The organism is Planococcus massiliensis (genome assembly GCF_000821325.1).
Lineage (GTDB): Bacteria > Bacillota > Bacilli > Bacillales_A > Planococcaceae > Planococcus > Planococcus ruber.
The window spans coordinates 1884165-1902201 of the sequence record NZ_CCXS01000001.1 but is presented as its reverse complement, the minus strand read 5'-3'; the positions used below and the strand labels follow the sequence as shown (position 1 = coordinate 1902201).

At 47.3% G+C, this 18037-nt stretch carries 18 protein-coding genes; 14 read left to right on the top strand and 4 right to left on the bottom strand.

Annotation, left to right across the window (positions count from 1 at the left end):
- Window positions 1-11 precede the first annotated feature (11 nt).
- Window positions 12-806 carry a DNA repair protein RecO gene (gene recO / locus BN1080_RS09330; protein ID WP_052651791.1) on the top strand — a complete coding sequence of 265 codons (795 nt, stop codon included), beginning with the start codon at window positions 12-14 and terminating at the stop codon, window positions 804-806.
- A gap of 137 nt (window positions 807-943) precedes the next feature.
- Here the strand turns inward: recO and BN1080_RS09325 are convergent, their stop codons facing one another.
- The gene (locus BN1080_RS09325) at window positions 944-2320 is read right to left on the bottom strand and encodes a glycine--tRNA ligase (RefSeq protein WP_052651790.1); all 1377 of its coding nucleotides are present in this window, start codon (window positions 2318-2320) and stop codon (window positions 944-946) included.
- Between the two features lie 313 nt (window positions 2321-2633).
- On the opposite strand from BN1080_RS09325, the gene BN1080_RS09320 reads away from it, so the two are divergent.
- The 8 genes from BN1080_RS09320 (at window position 2634) to BN1080_RS09285 (ending at window position 11042) form a co-directional block, all read left to right on the top strand.
- The gene (locus tag BN1080_RS09320) at window positions 2634-3272 is read left to right on the top strand and encodes a transcriptional regulator CcpN (protein ID WP_052651789.1); all 639 of its coding nucleotides are present in this window, start codon (window positions 2634-2636) and stop codon (window positions 3270-3272) included.
- Window positions 3273-3282: 10 nt separating this feature from the next.
- Window positions 3283-4086: a pyruvate, water dikinase regulatory protein gene (locus tag BN1080_RS09315; protein WP_052651788.1), complete on the top strand. Its 804-nt coding sequence runs from the start codon at window positions 3283-3285 to the stop codon at window positions 4084-4086.
- Between the two features lie 245 nt (window positions 4087-4331).
- The gene (gene dnaG / locus BN1080_RS09310; RefSeq protein WP_052651787.1) at window positions 4332-6134 is read left to right on the top strand and encodes a DNA primase; all 1803 of its coding nucleotides are present in this window, start codon (window positions 4332-4334) and stop codon (window positions 6132-6134) included.
- Between the two features lie 33 nt (window positions 6135-6167).
- Complete coding sequence (rpoD, locus tag BN1080_RS09305; RefSeq protein ID WP_052651786.1) at window positions 6168-7325, top strand: RNA polymerase sigma factor RpoD; 1158 nt, start codon at window positions 6168-6170, stop codon at window positions 7323-7325.
- Window positions 7326-7513: 188 nt separating this feature from the next.
- A complete protein-coding gene (locus BN1080_RS09300; protein ID WP_052651785.1) occupies window positions 7514-8653 on the top strand; it encodes an acyl-CoA dehydrogenase in 1140 nt (379 codons plus the stop codon).
- Window positions 8654-8782: 129 nt separating this feature from the next.
- On the top strand, window positions 8783-9172 hold the full coding sequence (cccA, locus tag BN1080_RS09295; RefSeq protein WP_052651784.1) for a cytochrome c550: 390 nt from the start codon (window positions 8783-8785) through the stop codon (window positions 9170-9172).
- A gap of 60 nt (window positions 9173-9232) precedes the next feature.
- Window positions 9233-9973 (top strand): tRNA (adenine(22)-N(1))-methyltransferase, encoded by a 741-nt coding sequence (locus BN1080_RS09290; RefSeq protein ID WP_052651783.1) that lies wholly within the window; start codon window positions 9233-9235, stop codon window positions 9971-9973.
- Window positions 9933-11042, top strand: a complete 1110-nt coding sequence (locus tag BN1080_RS09285) for a Nif3-like dinuclear metal center hexameric protein (RefSeq protein WP_052651782.1) — start codon at window positions 9933-9935, stop codon at window positions 11040-11042. Before BN1080_RS09290 ends, BN1080_RS09285 begins: the two co-directional genes overlap by 41 nt.
- Window positions 11043-11057: 15 nt before the next feature.
- Here BN1080_RS09285 and BN1080_RS09280 read toward each other — a convergent pair whose 3' ends face one another.
- Together BN1080_RS09280 and BN1080_RS09275 are read right to left on the bottom strand one after the other, a co-directional pair.
- Complete coding sequence (locus BN1080_RS09280; protein WP_052651781.1) at window positions 11058-11588, bottom strand: DNA topology modulation protein; 531 nt, start codon at window positions 11586-11588, stop codon at window positions 11058-11060.
- Window positions 11589-11683: 95 nt separating this feature from the next.
- The gene (locus tag BN1080_RS09275; RefSeq protein WP_052651780.1) at window positions 11684-12661 is read right to left on the bottom strand and encodes a 4-hydroxy-3-methylbut-2-enyl diphosphate reductase; all 978 of its coding nucleotides are present in this window, start codon (window positions 12659-12661) and stop codon (window positions 11684-11686) included.
- A 125-nt stretch (window positions 12662-12786) separates the two neighbouring features.
- Here BN1080_RS09275 and BN1080_RS09270 point away from each other — a divergent pair, with 125 nt between their 5' ends.
- The 5 genes from BN1080_RS09270 to BN1080_RS09250 all read left to right on the top strand — a co-directional run bounded on the left by BN1080_RS09270 (window position 12787) and on the right by BN1080_RS09250 (window position 17203).
- On the top strand, window positions 12787-14082 hold the full coding sequence (locus tag BN1080_RS09270; RefSeq protein ID WP_052651779.1) for a DEAD/DEAH box helicase: 1296 nt from the start codon (window positions 12787-12789) through the stop codon (window positions 14080-14082).
- Window positions 14083-14095: 13 nt separating this feature from the next.
- Window positions 14096-14989 carry a deoxyribonuclease IV gene (locus BN1080_RS09265; protein ID WP_052651778.1) on the top strand — a complete coding sequence of 298 codons (894 nt, stop codon included), beginning with the start codon at window positions 14096-14098 and terminating at the stop codon, window positions 14987-14989.
- Window positions 14990-15175: 186 nt separating this feature from the next.
- The gene (locus tag BN1080_RS09260; RefSeq protein ID WP_052651777.1) at window positions 15176-15949 is read left to right on the top strand and encodes a metal ABC transporter ATP-binding protein; all 774 of its coding nucleotides are present in this window, start codon (window positions 15176-15178) and stop codon (window positions 15947-15949) included.
- Entirely contained in the window at window positions 15942-16796 is an 855-nt protein-coding gene (locus tag BN1080_RS09255) for a metal ABC transporter permease (RefSeq protein ID WP_052651776.1), read from the top strand. The genes BN1080_RS09260 and BN1080_RS09255 overlap by 8 nt, the downstream gene beginning before the upstream one ends.
- Window positions 16793-17203 (top strand): Fur family transcriptional regulator, encoded by a 411-nt coding sequence (locus BN1080_RS09250; RefSeq protein ID WP_052651775.1) that lies wholly within the window; start codon window positions 16793-16795, stop codon window positions 17201-17203. The genes BN1080_RS09255 and BN1080_RS09250 overlap by 4 nt, the downstream gene beginning before the upstream one ends.
- A 235-nt stretch (window positions 17204-17438) precedes the next feature.
- Here BN1080_RS09250 and BN1080_RS09245 read toward each other — a convergent pair whose 3' ends face one another.
- Complete coding sequence (locus BN1080_RS09245; RefSeq protein ID WP_052651774.1) at window positions 17439-18029, bottom strand: nucleotidase; 591 nt, start codon at window positions 18027-18029, stop codon at window positions 17439-17441.
- Between the last annotated feature and the right edge of the window lie 8 nt (window positions 18030-18037).

Here is an 18037-nt window from a genome sequence, read left to right as displayed (position 1 = left end):
GAGTCGGTTCCATGCTGAATCAATTAGAGGGAATTGTGATCCGGACGCAGGCTTACGGTGAAAACAATAAAATTGTGACGCTGTTCACCCGCGAAGCCGGAAAAATCACTTGCATGGCGAGAGGGGCCAAAAAGCCTTCAAGCCGCTTGGCTGCTGTAACCCAGCAGTTTACCCATGGCAGCTATTCCGTTTTCAAAGGGCGTGGAATGGGCACACTTCAAAGCGGGGATCCGCTCGAGTCGCTTCGCCACATCCGTGAAGACATTATGAAAACGGCTTATGCCAGTTACATTACCGAATTGATTGATCGGCTGACGGAACAAGATGAACCGCAGCCGTCAATCTATGATATGCTCTATCAGGCCCTTCATGCGATTGAAGAGGGGTATGATCCCGAAGCAATTTCCTTGTTTGTGGAATGGAAGATGCTGCCTTCAGCAGGACTGACGCCGACTTTGCACGAATGTGCGAACTGCGGGGCAACAGAAGGGGAATTCGCTTTTTCGTTTCAGGAACTCGGATTCCTTTGCCACCGCTGCTTTGAAGTCGACCGCTACATCATCCGTCTGAGCCCGGCGCTCGTGAAGCTGATCCGCACTTTTTATTTTGTCCCGATCGAACATGTCGGTTCCTTGAAATTGAAGAAGGAATCCAAATCGCTGCTTAAAGGGATTGTGCGGACAATCTACGAAGAGCAGGCGGGGATCCGCTTGAAATCCAGGAAATTCCTGGAACAATTGGAACGGACACCTGAATTTATGCCCCGAAAAGAAGAGCAGGACCCGCAGCAGGATGAAATTACCTGAGCGGGTCTTTTTTTGATGTTTTTACTGAAGGAAAAGCCGGTTGTTTGCAGAATCGGGAAGCTTTATTTAGAGTTACTTTCCGATCCTAAAAAAGAGGACCCGCATCAAAATTGCGGGTCCCCTTCATATACGATTAATTAAAATTGAATGTGTTTTTCGATATAAGCCTGTACTTCAGCAATCGGCATACGGACTTGCTCCATTGAATCGCGGTGGCGGACCGTAACTTGGCCGTCTTCCACGGAATCAAAGTCGTACGTGATGCAGAACGGTGTGCCGATTTCATCCTGGCGGCGGTAGCGTTTCCCGATTGACTGCGATTCGTCGTAATCAACCATAAAGTGCTTCGCCAGATCCGCAAATACTTCTGTTGCGCCTTCAGCCAGTTTCTTCGAAAGCGGAAGAACCGCTGCTTTATACGGTGCAAGAGCCGGGTGGAACTTCAATACAGTGCGTTTGTCGTCGTTTTCCAGCGCTTCTTCGTGGAATGCATCTACCAGGAAGGCAAGCGTTACGCGGTCAGCGCCAAGGGACGGCTCGATGCAATAAGGCACGTAGCGCTCGTTAGTCACCGGGTCGATGTAATTGAAGTCTTCGCCGGAATGCTCCATATGGCGCTTCAAATCGAAGTCGGTACGGTCAGCGATGCCCCATAGTTCGCCCCAGCCGAATGGGAATTTGTATTCGATATCGACAGTAGCATTCGAGTAATGCGACAATTCGTCTTCGTCGTGTTCACGAAGGCGCATATTGCCTTCCGACATATTCAAGTTCAGCAGCCAGTTTTTGCAGAAATCGCGCCAATAAGCGTACCATTCCAAATCTTCGCCGGGCTTGCAGAAGAATTCAAGTTCCATTTGTTCAAATTCACGTGTGCGGAACGTGAAGTTCCCCGGCGTGATTTCATTGCGGAAACTTTTGCCGATTTGTGCAATCCCGAACGGCATCTTTTTGCGCATTGAACGCTGGACATTTTTATAGTTCACGAAAATTCCTTGTGCAGTTTCCGGACGCAGGAAAATCTCATTTGTTGAAGATTCCGTAACACCTTGGAAGGTTTTGAACATCAAGTTGAATTGGCGGATATCCGTGAAATCTTCTTTGCCGCAAGTCGGGCATTTGATTTCGTGTTCTTTGATCAATTCAGCCATTCTTTCGAAAGACAAACCGTCTACGATCATTTCGATCCCTTTTGCATCCAGGGCATCTTCGATCAATTTATCTGCACGGTGGCGCGTTTTGCAGCTTTTGCAATCGATCATTGGATCGTTGAAGTTGCCGACGTGGCCGGATGCAACCCAAGTTTTCGGGTTCATCAAAATCGCAGCGTCAAGGCCGACGTTATGCGCGGATTCCTGGACGAATTTTTTCCACCATGCTTTTTTGATATTGTTTTTCAGCTCTACGCCAAGCGGGCCGTAATCCCACGTATTGGCCAAGCCTCCGTAGATTTCAGATCCCGGAAATACAAAGCCTCTGTGTTTTGCTAACGATACTATTTCTTCCATTGACATAAAAAAACCTCCATAAAATAAAAAATCGTACACGTCCCGGACATAATGTCCGAGGACGAGTACGTTAAGACCCGCGGTTCCACCTCGATTGGCTGCATAAAACAGCCCTCTTTAAAGAAAGTGCGACTCCGGAGTGCCTTTTCCCATCCATGCAGGCTTCCACCAACCCTGCTCGCTGATTGCGACGGTACTTATAACTCCATCATTGTCTGCTATTCGATTCTTTAGTATTGTATCATGCGAAAGTTTTCTTCGCAATATCGCATCCATTAGTATATAATAATCATCATTGAGTATAACATATTTTGAGGCGGTGAGTCCGATCGAACTCAATAAGAGACAAGAGGAAATCCTGCAGATTGTGAAAGGCAATGGTCCGATCACGGGCGAGCAAATTGCTGAACGCCTGCATTTGACAAGAGCAACATTACGGCCGGATTTGGCAATTTTGACGATGGCAGGATTTTTAGATGCCCGTCCGCGTGTCGGCTATTTCTATTCCGGCAAAAAACCCGGCCAAGACATAACGGATACGATGAATAATATGAAAGTGAAAGACTTTCAGTCGATTCCGGTAGTGGTCAGGGAAGACGTCAGCGTCTATGACGCAATTAGCCAAATGTTCCTTGATGATGTCGGAACTTTGTTCGTCGTAGACAAGAATTCGTTTCTGACGGGTGTGTTGTCCCGCAAAGATTTGCTGCGGACAAGCCTCGGAAGCCAAAATTTAACTGCCATCCCAGTACATATCATCATGACAAGAATGCCGAATATTACGTACTGCGTGAAAAACGAGTCGCTGATCCAGGCCGCTCACCGGCTGATCAATCAGCAGATTGATGCTTTGCCGGTCGTAGAAGAACAGCCGGAAGGCTTTAAAGTTATTGGCCGGTTGACAAAAACGAATATCACCCGGGCATTTTTATCATTGTCGGAAAACCACGAATTGTGAGGTGCACGAAATGAAACAGCTCCGTATGTTCATTGTCTCTGATTCTGTAGGAGAGACAGGCGAACTGGTTGCGAAGGCGGCTATTAGCCAATATTTATATGCAGATCAAAATGCTGTATTGAAGCGGTTCCCTTATATTGATTCCGTTGAGCATCTTGAGGAAATCATCAAACTGGCTGCACAGCAGCAGGCCTTCATCGTCTATACGTTAGTGTCGAAAGAATTGCGGCGGTATATCCAGGCGGAAACGCCAAAGTTCAATGTAACTGCTGTGGATTTGATGGGTCCGCTGATGGATGCGCTGGAAAATGAATTGGATTCCATTCCTTTAGAAGAAGCGGGGCTCGTCCGCAAATTGGATGATGATTATTTTAAAAAAGTGGAAGCCATCGAGTTTGCGGTCAAATACGACGACGGGCGCGACCCACGTGGAATTTTAATGGCCGATATCGTATTAGTCGGAATTTCGAGAACGTCCAAAACACCGTTGTCGCAATACCTCGCACATAAGCGTTTGAAAGTGGCGAACGTCCCGCTAGTGCCGGAAGTGGACCCGCCAGAAGAGCTTTACCGTGTCGATCCATCGAAATGCTACGGGCTGGTCATTTCTCCTGAAAAGTTGAATTCCATCCGGAAAGAGCGGCTGATTGCATTGGGATTGAGTGACGATGCCAATTATGCGAAAATCAACCGGATCCACGAAGAAATAGCCCATTTCGAGAAAGTTGTCAGCCGGATCGGCTGCGAAGTGATCGACGTCACGAACCGCGCTGTCGAAGAAACGGCCAATCTGATCTTAAGCAAACGGAAATAATCGCAAACTACACCCATGCAGGCATTTATTCCCAATAAAATAACGGAATTAAAGAAAAACCTCCTGATCAGGTGGTTTTTCTATTTAAGTTGTGGATTTTTTGTCGAAAACGTTTTATAATGAAGAATTGTGGCTAAAACAATTATAATGGCCAGGAATTTGCCTTGATCTTTTTAAGGAAAGATGAAGGAGTTCCGTAAACTATCACGAATTAAGTATGTTAAGCAAAAAAAGATGGTGATAATGTGTCAAATCGAGTTCCTGAAGAAGTGATCGAACAGATCCGCTCTTCTACGGATATAGTAGACGTCGTCGGTGAGTATGTACAATTAACAAAAAGAGGGCGCAATTGGTTCGGGCTCTGTCCATTCCATGGTGAAAGCACGCCTTCGTTCTCGGTTACATCCGACAAGCAGATTTTCCATTGCTTCGGCTGTGGAGCGGGCGGAAACGTCATCACTTTCCTGATGGACATTGAAAATATCACTTTCCAAGATGCATTGGCCCGCCTCGGCAGCCGGGCAGGGATCGATGTTGACGTTTCGGTTCCGAGCGATTCCGGTCCGGCACCTACAAAAACAGACCATCAGCTTATTTTGATGCATGAATTTGCAGCCGATATGTACCACCATATCCTTATGAATACAGAAGAAGGGCAGGAAGCGCTCGACTATCTGGAAAATAGGGGATTCACAAAGGAAATGATCGAAAAATACCGAATTGGCTGGGCATTGCCCGAATGGAATTACATGGCCACCGCTTTGCAGCGGAAAGGCTTCAGCGAAGAGGAATTGGTGTCGAGCGGGCTCGGGATCCAGCGTGAGCAAAAAAATGGATTTTTTGATCGCTTCCGCGGTAGAATCATGTTTCCAATTACCAATGAATCGGGGAAAGTTATTGCTTTTTCCGGCAGGATTTTAGTGAAAAGCAAGGAAGAAGCCAAGTATCTGAACAGTCCCGAATCGCCGATTTTCCAGAAAAGCCAGGTACTTTATAATGTGCATCTGGCACGCAATGCCATCCGGAAAAATCGGAAAATCGTCTTATTTGAAGGATTTATGGATGTAATTGCTGCCGGCAAAGCAGGCGTAGATAATGCGCTAGCGACAATGGGAACTTCGCTTACGCCGCAGCATATCAAAGCGATGAAGCGTTTTGCCCAGGAAATTGTCCTCTGCTTTGACGGGGATGATGCCGGATGGGAAGCTGCGAAAAGAGCGGCCATTGCATTGAATGAAGAAAATTTCAAAGTGGAAGTTGCCGTCCTCCCCGGCAAAATGGATCCTGATGATTTTGTCCGGGAACACGGCAAGGAAGCTTTTAAAGAGCAGATCATCGGCAAACCGCATGCGTTTATTGCGTTTGCAATGATGCATGCCCGCAGACATAAAAATTTTCAATACGAAAACGACCTTTTGCAATACATTCAAGAAGTGCTCCAGCTCTTAGCAGGGCGGTCGTCGCCGATTGAACGTGATCTTTACATCAAGCAATTGTCTAATGAGACCGGCCTGTCAGAGGAAGCGATTCTCCAGCAGTACCGGAAGCTTGAAAACAAAACCATTGAACGGAGCCGCCCAAGCGCGCCAGTTCAAGAAAAAGCGCCAAAGCGGGATCCGAAACGAGTGACATCCCTTCATCGCGCTGAAAGGCTGCTTTTTTCCCATGCCTTAGCGAATCCGCGTACCATGGAAAAACTAGCCGCGGCGGAGGATGGCATGCCGTTTGTCAGCGAGGAATTCAAAGCGCTGTATGTGCAGCTGCTTGGTTTTTACGAAGAGTGGGAAAAAGCGGATTTCCATAAATTTTTGGAAACGCTGCGCGATCCTGAACTTCGGAAGCTGGTGATGGAAACGGCTTTGAGCGAACGCGATCCCGAACATGCAGAAGAAGAGATCGCAGATTGCTTGGCCCATCTGCAAAAGCATCGAATCGAGCAGCAGATCAAATTAAAGATCCAGCAGTCGAAAGAAGCTGAAAAACAGCATGACTTGAAGCGTGCCTTAGTTTTGGCGCAAGAAGTGATTGCTTTGAAGAAATCATTATAGGTTAATCCCGTTTTTTTAAAGGAGGAAAATCGTATGGCTGAGAAATCAGAACGTCCAAACGAAGTTGAAGCTAGCAATGTCTCATTAAGCACTACAGAAGGTCCTGAAGCAACTGTAGAAGAAGCAAAAAAACAATTGATCGAAGCAGGTAAAAAAACGGGAGAACTGAACTATGAACAGATTGCCGATAAATTAGCAATTTTTGAAATGGAATCGGACGCCGTTGAAGAATTCATCGATCAGCTTGAGGGGCATGGCATTGAATTGGAACGGAAATCGGATGATGAAGAGCATTTGGACCGTCTCATGAAACCGACTGAAGAGAAATTCGACTTGAATGATTTAAGTGTGCCGCCAGGCGTCAAAATCAACGACCCTGTCAGAATGTACTTGAAAGAAATCGGCCGGGTGGACCTCTTAAAAGCGGAAGAAGAAGTAAGATTGGCCAAATTGATCGAACAAGGCGACGAAGAAGCGAAAAAACGCTTGGCTGAAGCGAACTTGCGCCTTGTGGTCAGTATCGCTAAACGCTACGTCGGGCGGGGCATGCTTTTCCTGGATTTGATCCAGGAAGGGAATATGGGCTTGATCAAAGCGGTCGAGAAATTCGACTACTCGAAAGGCTTTAAATTCAGTACGTATGCGACTTGGTGGATTCGCCAAGCCATCACTCGTGCGATTGCCGACCAGGCGCGTACCATCCGCATTCCGGTGCATATGGTAGAAACGATCAACAAATTGATTCGCGTCCAGCGCCAGCTGCTGCAGGATCTTGGGCGTGAGCCTTCACCGGAAGAAATTGGGGAAGAAATGGACTTATTGCCGGAAAAAGTCCGTGAAATCCTGAAAATTGCGCAAGAGCCGGTATCATTGGAAACGCCGATCGGCGAAGAAGATGACTCGCATCTTGGCGATTTCATTGAAGATTCGGATGCACAATCTCCTTCCGACCATGCAGCTTACGAATTGTTGAAAGAACAGTTAGAAGATGTATTGGATACATTGACGGACCGTGAAGAAAATGTATTGCGCCTCCGTTTCGGTTTAGACGATGGCCGCACACGCACGCTTGAGGAAGTGGGCAAAGTCTTCGGCGTTACCCGTGAACGGATCCGCCAAATCGAAGCTAAAGCGCTTCGCAAACTTCGCCACCCATCCCGCAGCAAACGTTTGAAAGACTTCCTGGAATAGAATAGCAATCGAATTTTTAGAAACGTCCCGTTTTTAAAAATCAATTAAATAAACTATAAAATATAAGCGCGAATGCTCTTCAGGCATTCGCGTTTTTTATTTATTTCCCTTTAAGAGTTGAGTTTGTCTAAATTTTTCCTATATAATGAAAGTTGTAAGCGTATTCATAGCAAAGGGGATGTAATGGGATGAATTTCGATTTGACGCAAGAACAGCAAATGATCAAGAAAACAATTAAAGAGTTTGCGGATAAAGTGGTGGCGCCTGGAGCAGTCGACCGCGACCGTACGAATGAGTTTCCGAAAGAGATTTTCAAACAGCTTTCCGACATGGGGATGATGGGATTGCCGTTTGATGAGAAATACGGCGGCGCTGGCGCCGACACAACAAGCTTTGCAATTGTGACGGAAGAGTTGAGCCGGGCCTGTGCATCAACGGGCATTACGTATTCGGCGCATATTTCACTCGGCGGTGCGCCATTGAACCTTTTCGGCACGGAAGAACAAAAAGAAAAATACTTGGCGCCGATTTGTTCAGGCGAATCGTTCGGCGCATTCGGATTGACAGAACCGAATGCCGGGTCGGATGCAGGCGGAACAGAAACGCGTGCAGTGGAAGACGGAGATGACTGGGTCATCAATGGCTCGAAAGTTTATATCACAAACGCGAGCTATGCGAAACATTTGGCGATCACTGCTATCACAGGAATGGAAAACGGCAAGAAAGAAATCAGCGCCATTATCGTGCCGACGGATGCTGAAGGCTTCACGATCATCGACAATTACGAAAAAATGGGCCTCCATGCATCCAATACAACGGAACTGGTATTAGAAAATGTCCGGGTACCGAAAGAAAACCTGCTCGGCAAGCGCGGGGAAGGCTTCAAGCAGTTCCTGGTGACTTTGGACGGAGGCCGCATAGGCATCGCTGCCATGGCCGTTGGGATCGCTCAGGCGGCGTTCAACCGTGCATTGAATTATTCAAAAGAACGCAAACAGTTCGGCAAGAGCTTATCCGAGTTCCAGATCACACAATTTAAACTGGCGGATATGGCGCTCAAAATTGAATTGGCGCGCAATATGGTCTACAAAGCAGCTTGGCTGAAAGACCAAGGGCGCCCGTTCACGAAAGAAGCTTCGATGGCGAAACTTTATGCATCGGAAATATCCATGGAAGTGGCGGACGAAGCGATTCAAATCCACGGCGGCTACGGCTATATGAAAGAGTATGAAGTGGAACGCTATATGCGCGATGCGAAGTTGCTGGAAATCGGCGAAGGAACGTCTGAAGTGCAGAAAATGGTCATTGCCAGACAAATCGGCTGTTAAGTTGCTGAATTTGTCACAATAACTCAAAACTTCTCCCATAAGACTTTTCGTTTTGAGAATAATACAGTACAATAATGAATGATACGAACACTATCATCAAGCAGAACTTTATAGAGGGAGGGGTAACGGATGCAAAAAAATGCAATTGTACCTTATATCTTAATCATGGCTTTCGGTATTGGTCTTATTTTCTTCTTATCTTTAGAAGGAGCGAATAACCAAGAAGAGATTGCTGCAGAACATGCTGAAGAAGACGGCGCTGGCGGCGAAGAGCAAGGCAACGACGGCGGAAGCACGGATTCTGCTGAATTCGATCCAGAATCACAAGCGCAGCAAAGCTGTGTATCATGTCACGGTTCAAGCTATGAAGGCGCAGTAGGACCATCATTGGTTGATACTGAACTTGACCAAGCAGGAATCGAAGAGATTATTGCAAATGGTAAAGGCGCAATGCCAGGCGGACTCATCGAAGAAGAGAACATTCCAGCTATGGCGGAGTGGGTTTTATCTCTCGAATAGTTTGAAAACCCCCTTAGTTCTTCTTGAGCTAAGGGGGTTTTGTTGATAGGAGGACAACGGATGAATGCACAACAATTATCGCTGCGTTTGGAACGGGTGGCAAAGCATGTTCCAAAAGGCGCCATCGTTGCAGATATCGGCAGCGACCATGCCTATTTGCCATGCTTTTTGGTATTAAATGGGATGGTTAAACGGGCGGTTGCCGGGGAAGTAGTAAAAGGCCCCTTTGAATCGGCCAAAAAACAAGTTCAGCAAGAACAGCTGGAGAATCAGATTACCGTAAGGCTGGCAAGCGGACTTGCAGCTATCCATCCTGAAGATGGCGTGACAGCCGTCACCATTGCAGGAATGGGCGGGCCCTTGATTGTCTCCATTTTAACAGAAGGGATAGCGCGGCTAGAAGGAGTCGAACGTTTAATCCTTCAGCCAAATGTCCATGCCAAAGCGATCCGCGATTGGGCCCAGCAAAACGGCTGGAACGTCCATTCAGAAGAAATTTTGAAAGAAAACGACAAAATCTATGAAATTCTCGTATTGGAACGCGCCGAAGCGAATTCCGTTTTAACGGAAACGGAACTCCTGATGGGACCGTATTTGATGAAAGAGCGTTCTCCGGTTTTCATCGAGAAATGGCGGCGTGAAAGTGCGCAGTGGAAAAAGATTGTCGCTTCAATGGAGGCTACGGAACAAACCGTGGAAATCCTTTCGCGGAAAAATGATTTGGTGCATAAAATCCAACTAGTAGAAGAGGTGCTGAACAATGAAAATACCGAATGGGCAGCAGATCATCGAGGAGTTTGAGAAATGGTCGCCTAAATATTTGGCGATGGAAGGCGATCCGATCGGGCTCCATGTCGGAACGTTGAACAAGAAAATTGAACGGGTCTTGGTAACGTTGGATGTCAACGAAGAAGTGGTGGATGAAGCAATCGCTAAAAGTGCCGAATTGATCATTGCCCATCACCCGCCGATTTTCCGCCCGCTCAAAAATTTGCAGACGGATTTCCCGCAAGGCCGTTTAATGGAAAAGCTGATCAAACACGATATCGCTGTGTATGCAGCCCATACCAATCTCGATGTGGCAGAAGGCGGCGTCAATGATCTTCTCGCAGACGCGCTTGGGCTCAGCGATACGAAAATTCTCGTTCCTACATACGAGGCGGAGCTGGTGAAAATCGCTGTTTTTGTCCCGGAAAGCCATGAAGAGCAAGTGCGCGAGGCGCTCGGGAATGCGGGAGCTGGAGCCATCGGGGATTATGAACATTGCAGTTATACGCTAAGCGGCACAGGACGGTTCAGACCGACAAAAGATGCCGACCCGTATATCGGCGAAGCCGGAAAGATGGAAATGACTGCAGAATCGAAAATCGAAGTGGTCATCCGGAAAAACGAAAAAGACCGTGCCATTAAAGCCATGATTGCAGACCATCCTTACGAGGAAGTGGCATACGATGTGTTTACGTTGGAAAACAAGGAATTGCCGATGGGATTAGGGCGCGTCGGAGTGCTGGATACAGAAATGAGCCTTGAGGATTTCGCAGAACACGTGAAAGGGCGGCTTGATGTACCGGCTGTTCGGATTGTCGGCGATCTTGCAAAACCTGTCCGGAAAGTGGCCGTGCTCGGCGGCGACGGCAATAAATACATTCACGCAGCAAAGCGTGCAGGAGCGGACGTCTACGTCACAGGCGATCTCTATTTCCACGTAGCGCAAGATGCAGAAGCGATGGGCCTCGCCGTTGTAGACCCTGGCCACCATGTCGAAAAAGTCATGATCAAAGGCGTCGTCAACCGGATGGCAAAGGTGCAGAACTGGCAGTGCGAGTTCCTGCCGTCCGAAGTCGATACAGAACCGTTTACATTCAAATAAAACAGAGAATCCAGTTTACTTTACGGCGACTGGATTCTCTGTTTTTAGTTGTTCGAGAAAGTCTTTCGCTTCTTTAGGAGAAGCCAAAATGACCAACTCTTTTTCAATTGCTAAACGCTGCAACTTCTGCAAGACGCGAGGGCGCTGGTCTCGGGAATAATTCCACACCCACTTCAAAAATTTCAAATCGAAGCGTTCCTGGCAGCCAGTGGCCATATCAGGGCGCTGCGTGTTCCGGTAAAGGAAATTGCGTTTCAATATCCGGTAAATGCATAAGTTGCGCGGCATATCCATGAAAATGATGCAATCAGCAGCTTCTAAGCGGAGGTCCAGTGTGCCGTTGTAATTGCCGTCAATAATCCATTCTTCTTTATTGACCAGTTGAAGCTGGATGGCTTCTTGCTGGCTCCGAGAGACAGCAGTCCAGTTCGGTTTCCAGAGGATGGCGTCAAGATGGTAGACGGGAAGCTGAAGTTTATCGCCCAGTTTGCGTGCGAAAGTGGATTTTCCGGAGCCACCCGAGCCAATGATCGCGATCTTTTCCATGCAATTTCACCTCGCTGTAATCATCTGTAAAGCAAAACCGTGAGACTTTGATAAAAGCTCACGGTTTATGTCAATGGCCAAAAGGACATTTCAAACTATTCGACTGGGTAAGGTTCAATGCGCTCCGAAGGTTTCGGATGCTTGATCTTCGGCAAGATTTTATTCAACGGGACACTGCGCGTCAATTCATGTGTTTCCGGATCCTCCGGATCGTATTTATCGAGGAAGTTCATCACTTCCTTGACGATCGGGGTCGGCGTCGAAGCGCCGGCCGTGATTCCCACCGTTTCCACACCATCCAGCCATTCCAGCTTCAGTTCCGAAAGATCGGAAATGCGGTAAGCAGGCGTTCCGGCGATGTCTTGGGAAACTTGCGCCAAGCGGTTCGAGTTGTTGCTCATCGGGTCGCCGATGACAATCAATAGATCCGCTTCGCCCGCTTGGGTTGCGACGGCTTCCTGGCGAACTTGTGTCGCCAGGCAAATTTCTTTATGGACTTCTGAATGCGGGTATTTCTCTTTTAAGCGTTTCATCATGTCCACAACGTCCCACTGGCTCATGGTCGTTTGGTTGGTCACGATGATTTTGTCTGCTGTTAATTGAAGCTGATCAACATCTTCAACGCTTTCCACCAAATGGACCAAGTCAGGCGCGACACCGATCGCCCCTTCAGGTTCGGGGTGGCCATTTTTGCCGATATAGATGATGTGATAGCCTTCTGCCGTCTTTTCCCGGATCAAATCGTGGGTAACGGTGACATCCGGGCAAGTTGCATCGATGGACACCAGCCCTTTTCTCCGGGCAAGTTCACGGACTTGCGGCGAAACGCCGTGCGCTGTGAAAATGACCGTGCCGGATTCGACTTTCTCCAAAATTTCAAGGCGGTTTTTGCCGTCCAACGTGATGATTCCATCTTCTTCAAATGCGTCTGTTACGTGTTTATTGTGGACAATCATGCCTAGTATATAAATAGGGCGGGGCAAAGTTTCGTCCATTGCCGCATTTTTTGCAATGACCATTGCATCTACAACGCCATAGCAATACCCTCTTGGCGATATTTTCATTACCTTCATAACCGCACTCCTTTCAAAATCATACCTTCATTATAAACGAGACGGCGTGTCTTTACAAAAGTTGCAATACGAAAAAAGCGAATTCATGCTATAATGTCAAGAGCGTAAGGAGGGAATATGATCCCATGACAAAATTTAATGATTATCCATTCAAGCCGTTCCTATTAGAAGCGGTGAAAAAACTCGGTTTTCAGGAACCGACCCCGATCCAAAAAGAGATGATGCCCCATATATTGAAAGGCAACTCAGCTATCGGCCAATCCCATACAGGAACAGGGAAAACCCATAGCTTCATCATTCCGATTGCAGAGCGCATCGACACAAGCCGCCAAGAAGTTCAGGCAGTGATCTGTGCACCGACACGCGAACTCGGCACGCAAATCTATGCAGAAATGATGAAGCTTGTTGAAGGATCCGATATCGAAGTGAAAAGCTTTATCGGCGGAACAGACAAAAAACGTTCCATTAACAAACTGAAGACCCAGCCGCATATCGTTATCGGTACACCAGGCCGCTTAAAAGACTTGGTCAATGAAAATGCGCTTTTGGTCCACACAGGAAAAATCCTTGTGGTTGACGAAGCGGATTTGGCATTTGATCTTGGCTTTATCGAAGAAATTGACCAAGTTGCCGGCAAGATGAAAGACGATTTGGAGATGTATGTATTCTCAGCGACCATTCCGGAAAAATTGAAGCCATTCCTGAAAAAATACATGGAATCACCAGTCCACGTTAAAATCGGCGACAAACGCCCGACGGCTGAAGGCTTAGATTTCTACTTGGTGCCAGCCAGAAGCAAACGGAAAGTGGAGCGCCTGAAAGAAATTATGGGCATCATTAATCCGTATTTGGCCATCATTTTCGTCAATACGAAAACAAATGCCGACTACGTGGCAGACGAACTGGCAAAAGCGGGCATCCGTGTCGGCCGGGTCCATGGCGATTTGGCTCCGCGGGAACGCGTGAAAATGATGAAGCAAATCCGTGATTTGGAATATCAATACATCGTGGCAACCGATCTTGCGGCACGCGGCATCGACATCCAAGGCGTCAGCCATGTCATCAACTATGAGCTGCCGGAAGACTTGGAATTCTTTGTTCACCGCGTCGGCCGTACGGCACGCGCCGGATTAAAAGGGATTGCCATCACGATTTTCAATCCGGAAGAGGAAGATGCGATTAACCGCGTCGAGAAAATGGGCATTCCTTTCCAGCAAAAAGATATCGTCAAAGGCGAGTTTGTTGATTTGAAAGACCGCCATAGCCGGAAAACGCGCGTTAGACAGACAAATGAAGCGGATGCGAAAGCGAAAACGATGGTCCATAAACCTAAATCTGTAAAACCGATGTACAAAAAGAAAATGAAATGGAAAATGGACGAAATCAAGAAAATCGAACGCCGCAAAAACCGCAAAAAGTAAGGAGATTATTTAGATGTTAATAGGTTCACACGTATCGATGAGCGGAAAGAAAATGCTTCTTGCAGCAAGTGAAGAAGCGGCTTCCTACGGAGCGAGCACATTCATGATCTATACGGGAGCACCGCAGAATACGCGCCGCAAGCCGATTGAAGAGCTGAATATCGAAGCGGGCCAGGCCCATATGGCTGCCAACAATTTGAGCCATATCGTGGTGCATGCACCTTATATCATTAACTTAGCGAATACCGTTAAGCCTGAAACTTTTGCACTTGGCGTTGAATTTCTTCAAAAAGAAATCGAACGGACGGCAGCGCTTGGCGCGAAGCAGATCGTTTTGCACCCAGGTGCCCATGTAGGCGCAGGCCCAGAAGCGGGAATTGCGAAAATCGTTGAAGGCTTGAATGAGGTGCTGGCAGAGGATTATGCGGTCAATATCGCCCTTGAAACGATGGCTGGAAAAGGCACGGAATGCGGCCGCAGCTTTGAGGAAATCGCAGCGATCATTGATGGCGTAACCCATAATGAGCGTTTGTCGGTTTGCTTCGACACCTGCCATACACATGATGCCGGGTATAATATCCAGGAAGATTTTGATGGGGTACTCGAAAAATTCGACCGCATTGTCGGAATCGACCGTCTGCAGGTGCTTCACATCAATGACAGCAAAAATGTCCGCGGGGCCGGCAAAGACCGCCACGAAAACATCGGATTCGGGGAAATCGGCTTTGAAGCCTTGAATGGCATTGTGCATCACCGCGACTTGCAGCATGTGCCGAAAATTCTCGAAACGCCGTATGTCGGAACCGATGCAAAAAATAAAAAACCGCCATACGCTTTTGAAATTGAAATGTTCAAAAACGGGATTTTTACTCCGGGTGTCATCGAAGAAATGAAAGCGCCGCTTTAATCAAAAGCATCATGCAACCGCAAGCTGAACCGGAAATTCCGGCAAGCTTGCGGTTTTTATTTTTATCCGAATGGCGGGAACCGGTGATTTTCTGAGTGCTTAACTATTTACAAGGGGGCTAAAGTCCTCTATACTGATTTAATGATGTAAATCGTAATCATTATTAATTAGAAAAGAGGCGGCTTTATGGACGCGCCATTGATCAATATTAAAGAAATCAGTTATGAATATGAACAAACGAGGGCACTCGAGAACATTTCCTTGAAAGTCGAGGAAGGCGATTTCCTGGCCATACTTGGACCGAACGGATCCGGAAAATCCACTTTGCTGAAAGTCATGCTGGGGTTGATCAAGCCGACAAAAGGGCAGATCGAACTTTTTGGCGTTGATTCGAAAAACTTCAAGCACCGCGAATGGATCGGCTACGTTTCCCAAAAATCCAATTCCTTCAATTCCGGTTTTCCGGCAACTGTGGAAGAAGTGGTCGCTGGGGGACTGGCGAAAAAAGCAGGTTTATTCCACAGGCTTCCGAAAAATTACAAACAGCATGTAAAAGAAGCACTGGTTTCAGTCGGGATGGAAGCTTTTAGCGGCCGCAGCGTCAGTGAATTATCCGGCGGGCAGCAGCAGCGTGTGTTTATCGCGAGAGCTTTGGTGGCAAAGCCGAAAGTGCTCATCCTGGATGAGCCGACAGTGGGCATTGATCACCAAAATGTCCAATCTTTCTATAATATGCTTGCTTCGCTTAACCGCGATCAAAACATCACGTTGGTGCTGGTGACCCATGACGTAGATACGGTAACCGACCGCATCACGCATGTGGCTTGCCTTAACCAGACCATCCATTTCCACGGATTTAAAGAACAGCTCCATACGATGAGCGACGCCCAGCGCGAAGCATGGTATGGCCATTCGGTCCGTAAAATTCACCATATCGGAGGAAGCCATAGCCATGTTTGAAGCCATTTTTACTTATGAATTTCTGCAAAATGCATTTGCCGCCGGTTTGATCATCGGTGTCATCGCACCGCTTCTCGGCGTTTTCATCGTGGTCCGCCGCCTTTCGCTTATTGCGGATGCCTTGAGCCATGTAACGTTAGCCGGAATAGCGGGAAGCCTGTTTTTAAGCCAGAGCGTAGCTGCCTTTGCTTTATTGAATCCTTTATTTCTAGGGATTGCTGCATCTGTCGGCGGTTCCATTCTGATTGAACGCCTGAGAAGCCTCTATAAACATTATGAAGAATTGGCGATTCCGATCATCATGTCGGCGGGAATTGGCTTTGGGGCGATTTTCATTTCGCTGGCGCAAGGCTTTTCCAATGATTTATTCGGCTATCTATTTGGCTCTGTTTCGGCTGTCAGCCGGGAGGACCTGCTGATTGTAGGTGCCATCGCCATCGTTGTCCTGGCATTTATTTTCTTGTTCTTCAAAGAATTGTTTGTATTGTCGTTTGATGATGAATACGCAAAAGCTTCCGGATTGCCGGCCAAATGGATTCATTTCCTCTTCATGATTGTGACTGCGCTTGTTATTGCCGGTTCGATGCGGATCGTCGGGATATTATTGGTGTCGTCATTGATGACGATCCCGGTAGCGGCGGCCATGCGGGTAGCGAAAAGCTTCAAACAAACAATCTTGCTATCCATCTTTTTTGGCGAATTTTCCGTCATCACCGGTTTAGTTACGGCATTTTACTTTAATTTGGCGCCGGGAGGCACCATTGTTGTCACTTCAATTTTCTTGTTATTGCTGGTCATTGGCTTTAAAAAGATCTCTGTTTCAATGAAGAAGGGGGCTGTCGCATGAACATCTCAAAAGCGTGGGACATTTTAAAGGAAAACGGCTATAAGGAAACGACGAAACGGTCGCAAATCCTTGAATTATTTGCAGATGATGACCGCTATTTGACGGCGCGTGATCTGCTCGACGTCATGCAAAAGGATTATCCGAGCATGAGCTACGATACGGTATACCGCAACTTGGCGACGTTCGTGTCGCTTGGCATATTGGAAGAAACGGAGCTGTCGGGTGAGCGCCATTTCCGGATGCAATGCGAAAGCGAACACCACCACCATCACTTCATCTGCATGGACTGCGGGAAGATCAAAGAAATACCCGTGTGTCCGATGGATATGCTCGGCGCGGCATTGCCGGCTTATGAAATTGCAAACCACAAATTCGAAATTTACGGCAAATGCCCGGAATGCCAATAAGAAAAGCGGAAGTGCCTGTTCAGCTTCGAAAGGCATAAGACGGATTGCCGAAGCGGCGCTTCTTGCCGCACAGGCGAGACGGCTTATGCCCCGAGAAGCTAGGCGCTGGAGTCTGGACAGTAAGAAAAGCGCAAGCGGTGAAGATGCCGCTTGCGCTTTTTTTCAAACGAACTTTCGCCATTTGCAACAAAGCAAACAAAAAAACCATCAGCGAAACGCGCTGATGGTTTTCAATTTATTTTGAACGAATGCTTTGCTGAAGAGCAAATTCTTTTTCGACCCATTGCTCAGCTTCCAGCCAATTGAACACGCGCACCACATTCTTCGGTGTTGGCAAGCGGTTATAAGGCGTATCGAACAGGATGACCGGAATGTCCAGCTCCTCAGAAATTTCGACCGCGTTATCATGCTTATCTTCAAAGAAAAGATCCACTTGATGGCGTTTCGCTGTTTCGATTTTCTTATGGGTGCCGATCAATTCGATATGGTCATACGCAATGGCATGCTCGGCAAACCAATCGTATGTTACGTCGCGGGCATTTTCGCCGCGCGCTGAAATGAAATACAATTCGTAGTGCTCTTTCCATTTTTCCAAAATATTTTTGGCGTTCTCTGAAATGGGAGAAGTCGCATAAATTTTCGGTTCAGCTTCCCGGAACCAGTCAAAAAATTCGCCTTTTGGAAGGTGGGGCAGAGCTGCAGTCAAATCGTATTCTTTTATATCATCCAGCGTCAGGTTGCTGTTGAATGCTTCATTAATATGTGGAATCAATGAGGTCGGTGATGTCACCGTCCCATCGATGTCAATGCCAAAACGGCTTCTCATAGCTTCAC